The organism is Campylobacter canadensis, assembly GCF_013177655.1.
Lineage (GTDB): Bacteria > Campylobacterota > Campylobacteria > Campylobacterales > Campylobacteraceae > Campylobacter_E > Campylobacter_E canadensis.
This window is the reverse complement of record NZ_CP035946.1, coordinates 363,253-380,542: the sequence shown is the minus strand read 5'-3', so window position 1 is coordinate 380,542 and position 17,290 is coordinate 363,253. Positions and strand designations below refer to the sequence as shown.

Annotated in this window: 15 protein-coding genes and 3 pseudogenes; 12 read left to right on the top strand and 6 right to left on the bottom strand. The window is 27.0% G+C overall.

The window, feature by feature from the left end; translation table 11 throughout:
* The first annotated feature begins 3 nt into the window (after window positions 1-3).
* The 9 genes from CCANL266_RS01785 (at window position 4) to CCANL266_RS01745 (ending at window position 8,609) form a co-directional block, all read left to right on the top strand.
* On the top strand, window positions 4-219 hold the full coding sequence (locus tag CCANL266_RS01785; RefSeq protein ID WP_172230490.1) for a DUF4006 family protein: 216 nt from the start codon (window positions 4-6) through the stop codon (window positions 217-219).
* 97 nt (window positions 220-316) lie between these two features.
* Complete coding sequence (locus tag CCANL266_RS01780; RefSeq protein ID WP_172230487.1) at window positions 317-868, top strand: hypothetical protein; 552 nt, start codon at window positions 317-319, stop codon at window positions 866-868.
* Window positions 865-1,383 (top strand): FixH family protein, encoded by a 519-nt coding sequence (locus CCANL266_RS01775; protein ID WP_172230484.1) that lies wholly within the window; start codon window positions 865-867, stop codon window positions 1,381-1,383. The genes CCANL266_RS01780 and CCANL266_RS01775 overlap by 4 nt, the downstream gene beginning before the upstream one ends.
* 462 nt (window positions 1,384-1,845) lie before the next feature.
* Window positions 1,846-4,062 (top strand): PD-(D/E)XK nuclease family protein, encoded by a 2,217-nt coding sequence (locus CCANL266_RS01770; protein WP_172230481.1) that lies wholly within the window; start codon window positions 1,846-1,848, stop codon window positions 4,060-4,062.
* On the top strand, window positions 4,059-6,710 hold the full coding sequence (locus tag CCANL266_RS01765) for a UvrD-helicase domain-containing protein (protein ID WP_172230478.1): 2,652 nt from the start codon (window positions 4,059-4,061) through the stop codon (window positions 6,708-6,710). The genes CCANL266_RS01770 and CCANL266_RS01765 overlap by 4 nt, the downstream gene beginning before the upstream one ends.
* 115 nt (window positions 6,711-6,825) lie before the next feature.
* A complete protein-coding gene (gene rplM / locus CCANL266_RS01760; protein WP_172230475.1) occupies window positions 6,826-7,245 on the top strand; it encodes a 50S ribosomal protein L13 in 420 nt (139 codons plus the stop codon).
* Window position 7,246: 1 nt separating this feature from the next.
* The gene (rpsI, locus tag CCANL266_RS01755; RefSeq protein WP_172230472.1) at window positions 7,247-7,636 is read left to right on the top strand and encodes a 30S ribosomal protein S9; all 390 of its coding nucleotides are present in this window, start codon (window positions 7,247-7,249) and stop codon (window positions 7,634-7,636) included.
* A gap of 19 nt (window positions 7,637-7,655) precedes the next feature.
* On the top strand, window positions 7,656-8,384 hold the full coding sequence (locus CCANL266_RS01750; protein ID WP_172230469.1) for an outer membrane beta-barrel protein: 729 nt from the start codon (window positions 7,656-7,658) through the stop codon (window positions 8,382-8,384).
* Window positions 8,385-8,396: 12 nt separating this feature from the next.
* On the top strand, window positions 8,397-8,609 hold the full coding sequence (locus CCANL266_RS01745; RefSeq protein ID WP_342354096.1) for an OmpA family protein: 213 nt from the start codon (window positions 8,397-8,399) through the stop codon (window positions 8,607-8,609).
* A 32-nt stretch (window positions 8,610-8,641) separates the two neighbouring features.
* Here the strand turns inward: CCANL266_RS01745 and hemJ are convergent, their stop codons facing one another.
* Window positions 8,642-9,085, bottom strand: coding sequence for a protoporphyrinogen oxidase HemJ (hemJ, locus tag CCANL266_RS01740; RefSeq protein WP_172230463.1), 444 nt, complete (start codon window positions 9,083-9,085; stop codon window positions 8,642-8,644).
* A gap of 73 nt (window positions 9,086-9,158) precedes the next feature.
* A complete protein-coding gene (locus CCANL266_RS09780) occupies window positions 9,159-9,542 on the bottom strand; it encodes a hypothetical protein (RefSeq protein ID WP_425321181.1) in 384 nt (127 codons plus the stop codon).
* Here CCANL266_RS09780 and CCANL266_RS09775 point away from each other — a divergent pair.
* From CCANL266_RS09775 to CCANL266_RS01725, 3 genes and pseudogenes are all read left to right on the top strand, one after another.
* Window positions 9,451-9,765 (top strand): annotated as a pseudogene (locus tag CCANL266_RS09775) (flagellin hook IN motif-containing protein); the annotation flags it as partial. The gene CCANL266_RS09780 and the pseudogene CCANL266_RS09775 overlap by 92 nt on opposite strands.
* A 1,071-nt stretch (window positions 9,766-10,836) precedes the next feature.
* Window positions 10,837-11,136, top strand: a pseudogene (locus CCANL266_RS09505) (flagellin); the annotation flags it as partial.
* A gap of 533 nt (window positions 11,137-11,669) precedes the next feature.
* Entirely contained in the window at window positions 11,670-12,158 is a 489-nt protein-coding gene (locus CCANL266_RS01725; RefSeq protein WP_172230442.1) for a type II secretion system protein, read from the top strand.
* A 1,397-nt stretch (window positions 12,159-13,555) separates the two neighbouring features.
* Here CCANL266_RS01725 and CCANL266_RS01715 read toward each other — a convergent pair.
* The 4 genes and pseudogenes from CCANL266_RS01715 to CCANL266_RS09500 all read right to left on the bottom strand — a co-directional run.
* Window positions 13,556-13,909 carry a hypothetical protein gene (locus tag CCANL266_RS01715; protein ID WP_172230448.1) on the bottom strand — a complete coding sequence of 118 codons (354 nt, stop codon included), beginning with the start codon at window positions 13,907-13,909 and terminating at the stop codon, window positions 13,556-13,558.
* Between the two features lie 50 nt (window positions 13,910-13,959).
* Window positions 13,960-14,430, bottom strand: a complete 471-nt coding sequence (locus tag CCANL266_RS01710; protein ID WP_172230451.1) for a type II secretion system protein — start codon at window positions 14,428-14,430, stop codon at window positions 13,960-13,962.
* Between the two features lie 404 nt (window positions 14,431-14,834).
* Entirely contained in the window at window positions 14,835-14,975 is a 141-nt protein-coding gene (locus CCANL266_RS01705) for a hypothetical protein (RefSeq protein WP_172230460.1), read from the bottom strand.
* Between the two features lie 1,534 nt (window positions 14,976-16,509).
* Window positions 16,510-16,809, bottom strand: a pseudogene (locus CCANL266_RS09500) (flagellin); the annotation flags it as partial.
* Between the last annotated feature and the right edge of the window lie 481 nt (window positions 16,810-17,290).

Genomic DNA, 17,290 nt, shown 5'->3' with positions numbered 1-17,290 from the left:
AAAATGGATAATCAAAATAGAAGCGTTTTTAGCATTCACGGCATTACAGGTATGTTAATTGCTACTGTATTATTATTATCAATCTTAGTAGGGCTTACAATTTGGGGCTTAAATGTTCAACAAGAACAAATTAGAAAACCTTACAAATTAGAAAATATTGAACAAGTTAAAATGCGTGAAAGTAAATCTTTAGATGATTTTAGAAAGGATGTAAAATGAATTCTAAGATTTTTGAACCTATCTTAGTTATAGGTATGATTGTTTTAGCCATAGTTACTGCTTGGGCTGTTCTTACTCCAAATCACTTAGGTATTGGATGAGATACTTAATAATTTTTATTCTTGCTCTTGTTTTACAAGGGCAAGAGCTTTTAAGCACTAAGGTTTTAAATGAAATTCAAATTTTAAAAGATGAATTATATTCAAAAACAAAAATAAAAGCTGATTTATTAATAAGCGACAAAGAAAACTTACAAGAATTACTTAATAAAATAAAAGATGAAAAAGATTATGCTTTTATAATCATTAGTTTAAAAGATAAAAGATTGCTTGTTAAAAGTGACTTAAAACTTAATTTTAGCTCTGTTAGTGATTTTTATTATCTTAAATATGGATTTTTACCAACTCAAGGTACTATTTTACCTTTGCTAACACAGCCAAAAGGTAGCGATACTATAAATGCTGCTATTATCAATGGTTTTAGCCAACTATGCGATATTATTGCTGATTTTAAAGGGGTAAAATTAGAAAATTCTTTTGGTGATGCAAATGATAATTTTATTAGTATTTTAAGATTTGCATTTTATTTTATTTTGCTTTTAGTATTAATAAAATTCATACTTAAAAAAATAAAAAAAGGAAATAAATGAAGAAAAAAAGCTCATGGCCATACATAATAATAGGTGCAATTATTTTAAACATAATTGCTGCAATTTATACAGTGTATTTGTCGCTAGATTATCCTGCTGATAATGATGAGAGCTTTTTTATGCCATATCAAGATGTTGAAAGAAATTATGAAGAATTAAAGCAAAAAGCTGCAAATTTTGATAAGTATTATAATTTACAAATAACAAATCCATCAACAAAATTAAAGGTAAATTACAAAAAAGCCTACATAGTTGATGATAGTTTAAATATAACTTTACAAAATCTAAAAACAAGTAATGATGATATAAAAATAAAGGCTAAATTAACAAGACCACACACAAAAAAAGAAGATGCAAACTTAAATTTAGAACTTAAAAATAATTCAATTATTCTTAATACAAAAGAGCTTGCAGAAGGTAGATGGAACCTGCTTTTACAATTAAGCTTAAATGATGATACGAGTAAGTTTTACAAAATTGAATTTTGTAAAAAACAATGTTCATCTAATAAATAAGGCTGCTTTTTTGCATTAAAATAATAAAAATTCAATTTAGGTCATTAGTTAATGAGTACATTTTTTATTGGAATTGTTTTTTCTATTATTTTTTAAAGTTTATTTTTTAACGCTGATAATGTAAATGTTATAAGTACTCAATAACAAATACAAAAACTAATGCTTATTATAATAGCTTCAAAAGTGCTTATAATTATATTAAAACAGCAGGAGAAATTCCTAACATTTTATTGTGGTGCTGGCTAAAGAGTTAGTACTGACTTTTTGATGATTGGGAAAATATTTATGTTTATGATGGCGGCTGGAATGCTTGGCAAATGGATAAAAGCCTAAAAAATCAAAAAATGATAATTTAAAAAAACCTGATTTAAAAAATGATTAAGCAGAGGTATTTAAAAAAGGTGCTAGTTGTAAAAGTTAATTTTATTTAATAAAATTAAAGCCTTTAGTTAAAGGATTATTATGTATAAAAAAGAATTATTAATTTTTTCTAATTTAAGGCAAATTAAAGAATATATAAAAAATCTAAAAACAGAAGGCTTTTTTGCAAATACAATTAGCATTCAAGAATTCTTAAATGATTACGCACTTTGCGATAAAAAAAGAGCTAGTCAAATAGAGCAAATAATAGCAATGAATAAAGCTTGTGCAAAAACAAAAAACTATAATAAGCTTAACTTTTCAAGCGATTTTTTATCCTTTTTAAAAAATAAAGAATACTTATTTTCTTTTTTTAGCGAACTAGCTACTCAAAAAGTAAGCATAGATGATTTAAGAAACAATGATATATACAGTTTTTTTGATGAATATTTAGATATCTTAGAAGAATGCTTAAAACATTACAAAGATGAATTAAACAAGCTTAATTTAGTTGATGAAATCACACTCACAAGGCTTTTACCAAATCATTTTTTACTAAAACAATACAGTAAAATATCCTTTTTGCTAAACGGTTTTATAAAAAAATACGAGCTTGAATTTTTTCAAGATTTATCAAAGTTACTTGAAGTTAAAATCATAATAAACATAAGCAATTACAATAAAAATATTTTAACAAAATCATTTAATATTGATTTTGAAGAAAATTTTTCCTACACACTAAGCTTTGATAAAACTTGGCAAATAGAGCAAAAACAAGCTATAAAATATAATAATACTTTAAAAACTTTTTCATTTTCATCAGCTCTTTATCAATATATTTACGCACTTCATTTAGTCTCAAAACACTATGACAGCAATAAAAATATAGCAATAATTTTGCCAGATGAAAAACAAGCAATGCCTTTAAAAGCACTAGATATTTATAATTATTTAAACATTGCAAGCGGGCTACATTCAAATGAAATTGCACAAAAAATTGATGCAATTATGAACGATTGTGAATACGAATTATCTAAAAATAAAATTCAAGAAAAACTACTAAAAACCAAGAAAAAAAGCTTGAATTTTAACGATTTAAACGAGCTTAAAGAGCAAATTTTAAGCCTTAGTCAAGATGATGAAATAAAAGAAATTCTTAAAAATAGAATGAATGATATCTTGCTTTTAAATAACGAATTTAAGCTAAGTGCAAGTGAAATTATAAATTTACTTGATATAAATAATATTAAAATATCTCATAAAAATGGCGGAGATGTAAGTGTTTTAGGGCTTTTAGAAAGTCGTGGATTAGAGCTTGATGTAGCTATTGTACTTGATTTTAACGATGATTTGATACCACAAAGAAGTATAAATGAAATGTTTTTAAACAACACCGTTCGCACAAAGGCAGGTTTAATCAGTTACCAAGATAGAGAAAATTTACAAAGGCATTATTACAAAGAGCTTTTTAACGCCAAAGAAGTCTTTGTTTTATACATAGAAAATGAAGAAAAAAGCCCAGCAAGAATGCTAAAAGATTACAAATTAATAGAAGAAAAAGTAAATACAAAAGACCTAATATCATCATTTTTAAATGCAAAAAATGGCAACATAAAAGCAAATGATGAATTATTGCAAATTGATGAAAATGAAATAAAAAATCATAATTTTTTTGAAAATGAGCTTAGCTTTTCAAGATTAAATACTTATTTAAATTCACCTTATGAATATTATTTAAAATATATTAAAAAATTAAACGAACCAAGAAGTTTAGAAAATAATGATAAGGCAAGTATTGGGCAATTAGTACATAGTTTTTTTGAAAATGCTGATTTTACTAATCTTAAAAAAGATTTTAGCGATAAATTAAAAGATTTATTAAGCCCTATTGATTTTGCCTTAATTTACAATAACTTAGATGAAATAAAAGCCTATATTCAAGCTAAATCCTCAAATGCAAAATGTGAAGAAAAAATATACTCAAAAATCGCCAATATTAACGCTTACGGTATAATTGATAGACTTAGCGATGAGAGTATAATTGATTATAAAACCACACAAAAACCAAGCTCAAATAAAAATCACGAAAAGCAACTAGCATTTTATACCCTACTTTTAGATAATTTTGAGCTAAACAACACCCTTATTTATCTAAAAGATATAAAACAAAGCATTTACGAATGTAAAAATATTAAAAAACTAGCAGATGAAATTATTCAAAATATAAATGATATTAAAGAACAAGGTTTTATTTTAAATAAAGCTGAAAATTCCTATGGTTACTATCATTTAATAATAAACAAAAAGGATGCAAAATGAAACACATAGCCTTATTAGCAAGTGCAGGAAGTGGTAAAACTTTTACATTAAGTGTTCGTTACATTGCTCTTGTTTTAAATAACGTCAATATAAACGACATCGTAGCTTTAACATTCACAAAAAAAGCTGTAAATGAGATGAAAGAGCGTATTACAAATGTATTTTTAAACTTAGAGAATAAAGAAGCCGAATTAAAACAATTAGAACAATTGTTAAAACTAAATAAAGAAGAAATTCTCAAACTACGCAACAAATATTTAAAAAATTTTAAAGAAGATGAGCTTAGAATTTATACCTTTGATAGCTTTTTTTCTAAAATTTTAAGATTATTTGCAAGCTACGAAGGACTTAGTGTAGATAGCGAATTAATTGATTATTTAGATATCAAAAAAGAATTTATAAATTCATTAAATCATCAAGAAGCAGTGCAACTTATAAAAGATTTAAAAAATTTTAATATGAGTTTAGATGATTTTTTAAACTGGCTTGAAAATTTATATTTAAACTATACAGGTAAAAAAAATATAACAAAAATTACTTTTGTAAATCCCTATGAAGTTTTTTTAAATATTAAACAATATTTATTCAATATTAATAAAAAAGTTGATGAATGGCTAAATGAAATTAATTCTTTAAACGAACTTTTAAAAAGCTCTATTCTTGATACAACAAAGAAAAACCTACTTAAAGCTTTAGAAAATGAAATTTTTGCTACTTATCATAACGAATTATCAAAAAGCGTTGCAAATTATTATGCTTACTTAGAGCAAGAACAATTAAACCATTGCTTTTCTTATCTTGACAAATTCACTCAAATTGCAAAAAAAATTCATAAAGAAGAAAATATTTTAAGCTTTAGCGATGTTGCTTTATATGTGCATAAAATATTGCAAAACAAAGATTTAAAAGAATTGTTTTATTTTAGATTAAATTCTAATTTATCTCATTTATTAATTGATGAATTTCAAGATACATCAGTAATTCAATACGAAATTATTAAACCAATTGTAGAAGAAATAGTATCAGGCATTGGCATTAACGACAAAGAAAAAAGTTTTTTTTATGTAGGAGATAAAAAACAATCTATTTACTCTTTTAGAGGTGCTAAACAAGAAGTATTTGATTTATTTTATAAAAATCCAGCATATAATATAACATTACAAAATCTTGATACAAATTATCGTAGCAAAAAAGCAATAGTAAGCTTTGTAAATAATACTTTTAGTAAGCTTTATGATGAATATTATCCTCAACTTACAGCAAGCAACGAAGAAGGAAAGGTAAGTAAAATATTTACTGAAGATTATCTAATTGATACTTATAAAAAGCTTATTTCTTTGTTAAAAAATAATGTAAATTTAGAAGATATTTGCATTCTTACAAGAGATAATAAAAATGCAAATGAAATAGCTGAATTTTTAAACTCACACAATATAAACACAAATGTAAATAACAGCACCTTACTAGTCTCAAAAATGAGTGTTAGAGTGCTTATTGAGTTTGCTAAATATTGTATTTTTGAAGATGAAATATATTCTTTTTTTGTTAAATCAGTTTTAAATAAAAGTTATGAAAAAATCAAAATAGATATAAGAAAAAATGCTTATGAAATATACAATGAAATTATTGAGCATTTAAATATACAAAAAGATGAATACATTTTAGAATTTTTAAATGATATTAGCAATTGTAGTGATTTTTTAAGTACGCTTTATAACAAAAACACTACTAAAACCAGCAATAAAGATAACAATGGTTTAAACATTATGACCATACACAAAAGTAAGGGTTTGCAGTTTGAACATTTAATTTGTATTCATATTGATAAAAAAGCACTTCACGATACTGGCTTAAAAATTGAATACGATTTTAAAAACGCAACTTGGTATGGCTTTAAAAAAGAAAAAAAAGAAAACTTAGAACTTAGAAAAAAATATCAAAAAGATTATTTAGAAAAAATTCAACTTTATGAAAATACAAAAATTTTAGATGAAATAAATACTTATTATGTCGCTTACACAAGGGCAATATCTTCACTTTGTATAATTTTAGAAAAAGGTGCAGGTTTAAATAATATCAATTATGAAGCAATTGAAGATGAAATTTTAAGCGATGATTTACTTACTTATAAAATAGAAAATAACAAACAAATAACACAAGAAAAACAATATGAATTTAAAAACAACATTCCACTACAAAACATAACAACAAAACAATTTTACTCAGATGAAATTATGCTTGGAAATGCCTTTCACTATTTTTGTGAATTAAGCGATTTTACACAAGATAGTTATGATAAATGCTTTGAAATTGTATGCAATAAATTTACTCAAGTTGATAAAAATAAATTAAATATCTTATGTAACAAACTACTTTTAAATAAAGATTTTTTGCAACTAATAAAAAATAGCTATTTAATAAAAGAAAGCAATTACCTTCATCAAGGAAAAGTAAGTAGAATAGACTTATTAGCAATTAACAACGAACAAATAAATATAATTGATTACAAAAGCTCATTCTTTAAAAAAGAATATGAAAAACAAATAAAAAATTATGAAGAATTTATAAAAAAACAATACCCAAATTCTACTATTTCTTCTTATGTTATTTTTTACGAAAACAATGATTTTCAAATAAAAAAAGTATAATTTTACTCAGCAATTTTTTACTGAGTAAAATTAAAGTTAGCTTAAATTAAGTAAATTTTAAGCTAAAAATCATATAATCACCGCTTTTATTAAATTCATTGGCAAAGGTATTAAAATGACAAAGATTACAAAGCCAACAGAAGTTAAAAGAGATTGGATTGTGCTAGACGCTGAAGGTAAGCGTTTTGGTCGTCTTTTAACAGAAGTTGCAACAATTTTAAAAGGCAAGCATAAACCTTGCTATACACCAAATGTTGATTGTGGAGATTTCGTTGTAATAATCAACGCATCTAAAGCAGACTTTACAGGTACAAATAAAGCTGAAGATAAGCTATATCATCGCCATTCAGGCTATTTTGGAAGTACAAAAAGTGAAAAATTCGGTGATTTATTAGAAAAAAATCCAGCTAAATTATACAAATTAGCAGTTCGTGGTATGCTTCCTAAAACTACTTTAGGTCGTGCAATGCTTAAAAAGTTAAAAGTTTATGCAGGTAGCGAGCATCCTCATACAGCACAAGTAAAAGGAAAATAATATGGAAAAATTTTACGCAACAGGTAAAAGAAAAACCGCTATTGCTAAAGTATGGGTAAAAGCAGGAAGTGGTAAGATTATAGTAAATGGCAGTGATTTAAATACTTGGTTAGGCGGACACGAAGCTATTAAGTTAAAAGTTGTTCAGCCTTTATTAGTAACAAAGCAAGAGCAATTAGTTGATATTACAGCTACAACTTTAGGTGGTGGTTATAACGCACAAGCAGAAGCTTTAAGACACGGTATTTCAAGAGCATTAGCTGCAATGAGTGCTGATTTTAGAGCTTTATTAAAACCACAAGGCTTATTAACAAGAGATAGCCGTGTAGTTGAGCGTAAAAAATACGGTCGCCGCAAAGCAAGAAGAAAACCACAATTTTCTAAACGTTAATTTATTTTTTGGGGGAATTATGAAAAAATTAAGTTATGCACTAGCAGCTTTATGCTGCTCAAGTGCTTTATATGCACAAAATTTTAGTGGGTTAGAAATCACACCTACAATTGGTTGGGTTGTTCCTGAAGGTAATTTAGATTTAAAATCTAAAGCAAATTACGGAATTCGTATCGGACAAATGTATGAATATGTAGGAACAGAATTAGGCTACGAATTTGCAAAAGCAAAATTTAAAAACTCATCATCAAGCTTTAATGTTCATCGTGGATTTTTAAACTTATTATTACCTTTTTCTTTAGGCGATAGCAAGTTTGATTTATATGGTTTAATTGGTGCTGGTTATGAAAACTTTGGAAAAAATCTTTACGGCAACAAAAATGGTGGCTTTGGACACTATGGTCTTGGATTAAAATATAAAATTAGTGATTATTTTGGCTTAAGAGCAGAAGTTAGAGATGAACTAGCATTCAATAGAGCAAACCATCATTTAATTAGTACTTTAGGTTTTGTATTTAACTTTGATACTAATAAAAAAAGCGTTCTTCCTGTACAAGAAGAAGTAAAACAAGAAGTTAAAGAAGAAGTAAAACAAGAAGTTAAAGAAGAAGTAGTGCCAAGCGTTGAAGAAATCAAACAAGCATGTTATGATTTACCAACCGAATATGTATATTTTGCGGTTAATAAAGCTAATGTGGAACCAAAATATAATGAAAATTTAAAATACTTAGTTTCAAAAGCTAACTAACAAGAGTATAACATTTCTGTGTATGGCTATGCAGACCCAAGCGGAAATGCAAAATATAATGAAAAATTATCAAAACGCCGTGCAGATGCAGTAAAAAATATCCTAGTTCAAGCAGGTTTTGATGCTAATAAAATAAAATCAATCGCAAGTGGCGAAACAAATACAAAAGACAAAAAAGACTACGCTAAATCAAGAAGAGTAGAAGTAAAAGTTCTTTGTGATTAATATTTTGCAAGCTTAATTGCTTGCAAATTTTTTTAAAATGGTCTTAAAATCATTGCAGTAATTATACTAATCATAATTATAGTTGGCACTTCATTATAAAATCTAAAAAATTTACCGCTTTTATTAGATTTATCATTTTTTAAGTTTTTAAGATGTCTTAAGTTATCAAAATGATAAATTATAAGTAACACAACACTAAGTAACTTTAAATGAATATAACCTAAAGAAAACAAAGTTGGATTTAAAAATAACATTAAAGCACCTGTTAGCAAAGTAACTATAAAGGCAGGTTGCCCAATGAAATAAAATAATTTATCTTCTTGAATTTTTATAACTTTTACAAAATCTTTGTTATCATTATTTTCTGCATGATAAACAAATAATCTAGGTAGATAAAAAAGCTCCGCCATCCAAGAAATAAACGCCAAGTAGTGTAACCACTTTACATAATCATAATGTGTTAATAAAAATTCCATATTTTCTCCTTCAAATTACATTTTACTAGCATAAATATAAACTTCTCTAAACAAATTATAAAATTATTTTTATTTAAATATAAGTTTTACTTTTTTTATAAAAAAACCTTGTAAAAATTGTGCAAGGTGTGGCAGGGCTAAAACCTGCTAAAAAACCTTGCATATAAGTATTTAAAATCTTTATTGATAATACTACTTCATTTAACGGGCAAAAATTATTAAGTGGAAACTTCTCAAACAAAGAATTCCAAATCGGTGCATATTCAAACGAAACAGTAAAAGCAAGTATTGGTGCAACAACATCAGATAAAATCGGCTTAACAAGATTTGAAACAGGACATAATGTACGCCAAAGCGACCTAGCAATAGGTGGAGATAAAGTAACAGTTACTTTTAAAAATGTTGATGGAATTAATGATTTTACTTTTGAACCAGTAAGTATAGTTGATGGTAACAATATTAAAGCAGGTAATGGTTTAGGTGTTTTAGCTGAAGCTATTAATAAATCTAGCGATAAAACAGGTATTAAAGCTTCTTTAACAGCTCAAACAGTTTTTGCACAACCAATTAAAGCAGGAACAACACTTGAAGGCTTTTCAATCAACGGTGTTACAATAGGTTCAATAGAAGTAAAAGACAAAGATGGAAACGGTGCTTTAAGGTCTGCAATTAATGCCGTTAAAGACCAAACAGGAGTAGAAGCATCAGTTGATAGCAAAGGTAGATTAGTATTAAACAACCGTGATGGTCGTGGTATTAAGATTACTGATGGTGTTGATAAGAGTAATTTAGATGTTACAAAACAAACAGGTGATAAAGATATAACAAATGGTCGTGTAGCAGATAAACATTTACTATATACAACAAAAGGTGATAATAAAGCAGCTGATACAGGTAATGCAAAACTTGGTAATGGTCAAGTAGCAGTTGATTTGGGTGCAGTTGATACTTGGAAAGGCGATGGAGTAACTGGTACAGCAGGAAATGGTAATAAAGGTTCAATTTTAAATGAAAATAATAAATTTGAAGATGTACAAAAAGCACATTATGAACAAGATGCAAGAATTGCAAAAGATGGTTATGATCAAGCTAAAGGTAAAGTAGCAGAAGATGGTAAGGTAACATTAACAGATTTAGCTGCAAAAGCTATCGGTGCATTAAATTTAGCTAATGCTAAACAAGGACCTACTGGTCCAAATGAAGGCGCAGAACCTAGTGGTATATTAGAAGAAGCTAAAGTTGCTTTAGCTGCAGTTAAAACAGAACATGCTAGCGTAGCTGATGCAAATGCTAAAATAGATGCTGCAATAAATGCAATGTCAAAAATAGTTGATAGTGCTGCAGGTAAAACTATGGCAACTACTGAAGGTGAAGATGCTATGGTAGCTCATTCATTTATACAATTCTTAAAAGGTGTAAAAGAAAGCATAAACGAGCCTAATAGAAGTGGTTTAACTGATATTATTGGTTTAACTGATGAAAATAAAACTAATTTTGGAAGATTAAGCCTTAGCTCAAATAACGGAAGAGACATAGTTGTACAAGCAACAACTTCAGTTGTAGGTGCAGATGGAAAATTAAAAGAAATTGATGTTACAAGTGCTTTAGGCTTTGATAAAAATGTTGTAGAAAAAACAATATCTTTAAGAGAAACAAACGCAACTATTTCTAAAGAAGACGCAGACGCAATGGGCTTTAACACAGAAGAATGGCAAGCAGGAGAGAGTGGCGACAACCAAAATGGTTACGCTGCAGGTGTAATGACCTTAAAAGGAGCAATGGCAATGATGAACATAGCAGAAAACGCTATTAAAGCACTAGAAGCTGTAAGAAGCGACCTTGGTTCTGTTCAAAACCAATTAGTTTCTACAATCAATAACATTAGCGTAACTCAAGTTAATGTTAAATCAGCAGAAAGCCAAATAAGAGACCTAGACTTTGCTAGTGAAAGTTCTAACTTTAGTAAGCAACAAATCCTAGCTCAAAGTGGTGTTTATGCGTTAAGCCAATCAAATGCAGTTCAACAAAATGTTATGAAGTTGTTACAATAGTAAAAGAATATAATCTTAGCTTAGTAACAAAAGCTGATAATGTTAGCTTAGTAACAAAAGCTGATAATGTTAGCTTAGTAACAAAAGCTTATAATGTTATCTTAGTAACAAAAGCTTATAATCTTATCTTAGAAGTTAGCCTAAAGCTAACTTCTTTTTGTTTTATTATATCCCCCCCCCCAAAAAAAAAAAACAACTACCCACCACCTACCTTCAAGCTATCAACTACAAGCTTCAATCAAACCTAACTTAATATATTTATAAGTTTATTATTTGTTATTATGTATTTTTACTAAATGTTATTATCTTTATTTATTTATCTTACTTATTAACACAAAAAAAGCATCTTTAAAAGTACTAAATAATCAACTTTAATTAGTAATCTTAAAGCTTAAAAAAAGCTAAAAAGTTATGTATTAAAATATAAGCTAAAGCTATAAAAGTATTTATACATAATAATTTAAAACCAAGTACTTATTTTAATTTCTTGCACAAAAAGTAAAAAGATAAATTATTTTTTACAAGGAGTTATTATGAAAAAAGGTTTTACAATGATTGAACTAATCTTTGTTATTGTTATTTTAGGTATATTAGCTGCTGTGGCTATTCCTAAGATTAATGCTACTAGAGATGATGCGGAGAAGGTTAAGTCAGCTCAAAATATTGTTACTTTAATTGGGGATTTAGGGTCTTATTATACGGCTCAGGGGAAATTTGCTACTAAGACTGGTGGTACTGATATTGATTTTGCAAAAATGACTAATGTGGCTTTTAGTAGCACCGCTAAAGATACTGCAAAATTAAAAATCGGTAAAGATGATAATTGTTTAACAATTAAGGTTGATTCTGCAAATGGTAAAGTTACTTTTACAGGAAAAACAACTTCACCTAGTAAAGCTTGTGAAGAAACTTTAAAATTATCAACAGTAAAAGCAGCTTTTGGTAATAAAGATTTAACAGATAGTGGCGCAAATACTCACACAATCGACTATTCAGCTTCAGGTGTTAAATTAGATTTCTAATAAAAACAAAAACAAAAAGGTAGCCTAAAAACTACCTTTTTACTTACACTTTTTAAACATTAAAACAAACACACAACTTAGCTCATTACCCCCCCCCTCAACCAAAAAACAATCAACAACTCCAACTACAAGCTTAAATAAAACTGAATTTAATGTATCTTTAAGCTAAATTATCAATTCTTCTTATTTATATTACAATCTAAGTTAAAAAATACTAATTCCCACTAATAAAATAACTAAAGCAACAAAATATAGAAAAACACCCCCTAATAAATATCTAATTTTATTTGTTATCAACCAAGCTAACTATAAAAACCAACTAACTACTACTAACAATATTACTTAATTTTTACAATCAAATTAAGTATTTTTATTTTACATATTCATTAATCCTTAAACTCCCAACTACAAACTTAAATAAAACTTAATTTAATACAATATTAAGTTTATAGTAAAAAAACATAAGATTAAAATTGCATCATTTAGGGAAATTGCAGAAACCGCCAATCATTCAACCCTGAACAACCATCAATCTTTACTCTACTTATCAATACTTTATCTAATACACAAGCAATCATTCTTACACTACATCTCATCAGTTTTTACCACTCCCTATACAATACAACAAATCATCATCTCTCACTCATCAAAATCCCAACCATAAACTTAAATAAAACTTAATTTAATATATTTTTAAGCTAGTAATTAAAGCACAAGATTAAATTAGCAGTATTACGAAGATTTGGAATAGTTGGAAGGGTTGGAAGGGTGCAGCTTAAATAAAACTGAATTTAATGTATTTTTAAGACAATAGTTAAAACACAAGAATAAATTTACAGTACTAGGAAAATGAATAAAATGAATAAAATGAATAAAATGAAGAAAATGAAGAAAATGAAGAAAATGAAGAAAATGAAGAAAATGAAGAAAATGAAGAAAATGAAGAAAATGAAGAAAATGAAGAAAATGAAGAAAATGAAGAAGTTAGCAGCTTAAATAAAACTGAATTTAATTTATTTTTAAACTAATAGTAAAAAGTATGAGATTAATTTTATAGTACTAGAAAGCTAGAGAAGTTAGAGAAGTTGCAGATGTTAGAGAAGTTGCAGATGTTAGAGAAGTTGCAGATGTTAGAGAAGTTGCAGATGTTAGAGAAGATGGCAGCTTAAATAAAACTGAATTTAATGTATTTTTAAGACAATAGTTAAAACACAAGATTAAATTTACAGCACTAGGAAAATAAAAAAAATAAAAAAATATACAAATATATTAGCAAGTATGTGTTTATATGAAATTTTTAAATAAGATTATAAATAATTATATAACAAAATAAATTGAAGTAAAAATTGTGTATTTTCACTTTGTATATTACTTAAATTGTAAAAAATGTATAAAAACTATACATTCTCTACTTCAGGATTAATATTAAGGTCGTTTTTATATAAAGCAATAAGTTCTTTTACTCTTGATGGATTTAAGCAAAATTTATCAGCAATTATTTCTTTTAATATAGCTAAAGTAAATTTACGACTAATTCTTATTGGAGCAATATTTTTATTACCGCCAGCAGTTGGATAAGGTATGCTATCATTATCGTGCTTAGTATTTGACCAAAATAAGCCAATATCTCTACCTTGACCTAAACCATCAGTATAATCAGCTACAACAATTCCTAATTTACCATCATCATATAATAATTCAAAGTCTTTTTGCCATTTTTGGATAAAGTCATTTTTTGTTAAAGTTTTCATATTTTCTCCTTTGTTTTATAACCCAGTATAAACTGGGTTAGTGTTATTTATTAAAAATTAAAATTTACGCTTGAAGCAGCATAATCAATTTCAGCTTTATGATCTGTTTCGGTAACTAAATCTTTCCCTCCAAAAGCTGCTTTAACTGTCTCTAACTGTAAAGTTTCAGTGCATGCTTTACTTGCAGAAGCTTTACCTGTAAAAGTAACTTTACCATTTGCAGAATCAACCTTAATCTTTAAACAATCACTATCTGAGCCAATCTTTAATTGACCTGTTAAACCAGTTACAGTATTTAAAGCCACATTTGTTAACTCATTTAATTTTTTAGCTGATGCAAATTCCCCCTGAGCCGTATAATAAGACCCTAAATCCCCAATTAAAGTAACAATATTTTGAGCTGACTTAACCTTCTCCGCATCATCTCTAGTAGCATTAATCTTAGGAATAGCCACAGCAGCTAATATACCTAAAATAACAATAACAAAGATTAGTTCAATCATTGTAAAACCTTTTTTCATAATAACTCCTTGTAAAAAATAATTTATCTTTTTACTTTTTGTGCAAGAAATTAAAATAAGTACTTGGTTTTAAATTATTATGTATAAATACTTTTATAGCTTTAGCTTATATTTTAATACATAACTTTTTAGCTTTTTTTAAGCTTTAAGATTACTAATTAAAGTTGATTATTTAGTACTTTTAAAGATGCTTTTTTTGTGTTAGTAAGTAAGATAAATAAATAAAGATAATAACATTTAGTAAAAATACATAATAACAAATAATAAACTTATAAATATATTAAGTTAGGTTTGATTGAAGTTGCTTTCTTCTAACTCTTACAACTATTCCAACTATTCCAAACCTTAGTAATACTGCTAATTTAATCTTGTGCTTTTTACTGCAAACTTAAGAACACATTAAATTAAGTTTTATTTAAGCTGCAATCTTCGTAATCTTCGTAATCTTCGTAATCTTCGTAATCTTCGTAATCTTCGTAATCTTCGTAATCTTCGTAATCTTCGTAATCTTCGTAATCTTCGTATAGTGCTGTAATTTTAATCACATATTTTTACTATAAACTTAAAAATACATTAAATTCAGTTTTATTTAAGCTTATAGTTAGGGTTGTTGATTGTTTTTTTTGGTGGTGGGGATGGAATAGTGATTTTTAGTTAGGGGACAAATAAGAAAGCAAAAAGAGTTTAGAAAAAGTAAAAGAAATTAAAAAGAATTGAAAACAGTGTAAATAAAGTTAAAAAAGCAAAAGAAAACAAAAGAGACTAAAAGAAAATCAAAAGAATTTAAAAAAGCAAAATAAACTAAAAAATTTAAAAGAATTTCCCTAAATGATGCAATTTTAATCTTATGTTTTTTTACTATAAACTTAATATTGTATTAAATTAAGTTTTATTTAAGTTTGTAGTTGGGAGTTTAAGGATTAATGAATATGTAAAATAAAAATACTTAATTTGATTGTAAAAATTAAGTAATATTGTTAGTAGTAGTTAGTTGGTTTTTATAGTTAGCTTGGTTGATAACAAATAAAATTAGATATTTATTAGGGGGTGTTTTTCTATATTTTGTTGCTTTAGTTATTTTATTAGTGGGAATTAGTATTTTTTAACTTAGATTGTAATATAAATAAGAAGAATTGATAATTTAGCTTAAAGATACATTAAATTCAGTTTTATTTAAGCTTGTAGTTAGTGTTGTTGATTGTTTTTTTGGGGGGGGGTAAAGTTTGAGTGGTTGGATAGTGTAAAAATATTTTAGAGTATTGATAAGTAGAGTAAGGATTGATTGTTGGTGGCAGTGGGACTGAAAATTGGTAGGGTTGAATGATGATTTGTTGTGATAAAAATGGTGTTGGGGTTATAAATATTTTGAGTGATTAGATAGTTTTTAAAAATGCTTTTTTATATTGTAGGGTTAAATATTGGTGGTTTCTGCAATTTCTATAAATATTACAATTTTAATCTTGTACTTTTTACTACAAACTTAAAAATACATTAAATTAAGTTTTATTTAAGTTTGTAGTTGATAGCTTGAAGGTAGGTGGTGGGGGTAGATAAGAAAATAAAAAGACATTAAAAGAGCTTTCCTAACTTCTCTAAATACTACAAAATTAATCTTGTGTTTTAATTAATAGCTTAAAGATACATTAAATTAAGTTTTATTTAAGCTTGTAGTTAGGGTTGTTGATTGTTTTTTGGTTGGGGGGGGGTAAATAAGAAAGCGAAAAAAGTTTAGAAAAAGTAAAAGAAAGCTAAAAAATTGAAAAGAAATAAAAAGAATTGAAAAAGTTAAAAGAAACAAAAAGAAATAAAAAGAAATAAAAAAATTAAAAAGAATTAAAAACAGTGTAAATAAAGTTAAAAAAAGCAAAAGAAAATTAAAAGAATTTAGAAAAACAAAAATGGTTGCGTGGGGTTGTTGATGGTTGTGATGTGGGGATATAATAAAACAAAAAGAAGTTAGCTTTAGGCTAACTTCTAAGATAAGATTATAAGCTTTTGTTACTAAGCTAACATTATAAGCTTTTGTTACTAAGCTAACATTATAAGCTTTTGTTACTAAGCTAAGATTATATTCTTTTACTATTGTAACAACTTCATAACATTTTGTTGAACTGCATTTGATTGGCTTAACGCATAAACACCACTTTGAGCTAGGATTTGTTGCTTACTAAAGTTAGAACTTTCACTAGCAAAGTCTAGGTCTCTTATTTGGCTTTCTGCTGATTTAACATTAACTTGAGTTACGCTAATGTTATTGATTGTAGAAACTAATTGGTTTTGAACAGAACCAAGGTCGCTTCTTACAGCTTCTAGTGCTTTAATAGCGTTTTCTGCTATGTTCATCATTGCCATTGCTCCTTTTAAGGTCATTACACCTGCAGCGTAACCATTTTGGTTGTCGCCACTCTCTCCTGCTTGCCATTCTTCTGTGTTAAAGCCCATTGCGTCTGCGTCTTCTTTAGAAATAGTTGCGTTTGTTTCTCTTAAAGATATTGTTTTTTCTACAACATTTTTATCAAAGCCTAAAGCACTTGTAACATCAATTTCTTTTAATTTTCCATCTGCACCTACAACTGAAGTTGTTGCTTGTACAACTATGTCTCTTCCGTTATTTGAGCTAAGGCTTAATCTTCCAAAATTAGTTTTATTTTCATCAGTTAAACCAATAATATCAGTTAAACCACTTCTATTAGGCTCATTTAAACCTTCTTTTAAACCTTTTAAGAAATTTAATGCAGCGTATGCGACAATACCATTTTCCCCTTCATTATCTGCCATAGTTTTACCTGCAGCACTATCAACTATTTTTGACATTGCATTTATTGCAGCATCTATTTTAGCATTTGCATCAGCTACGCTA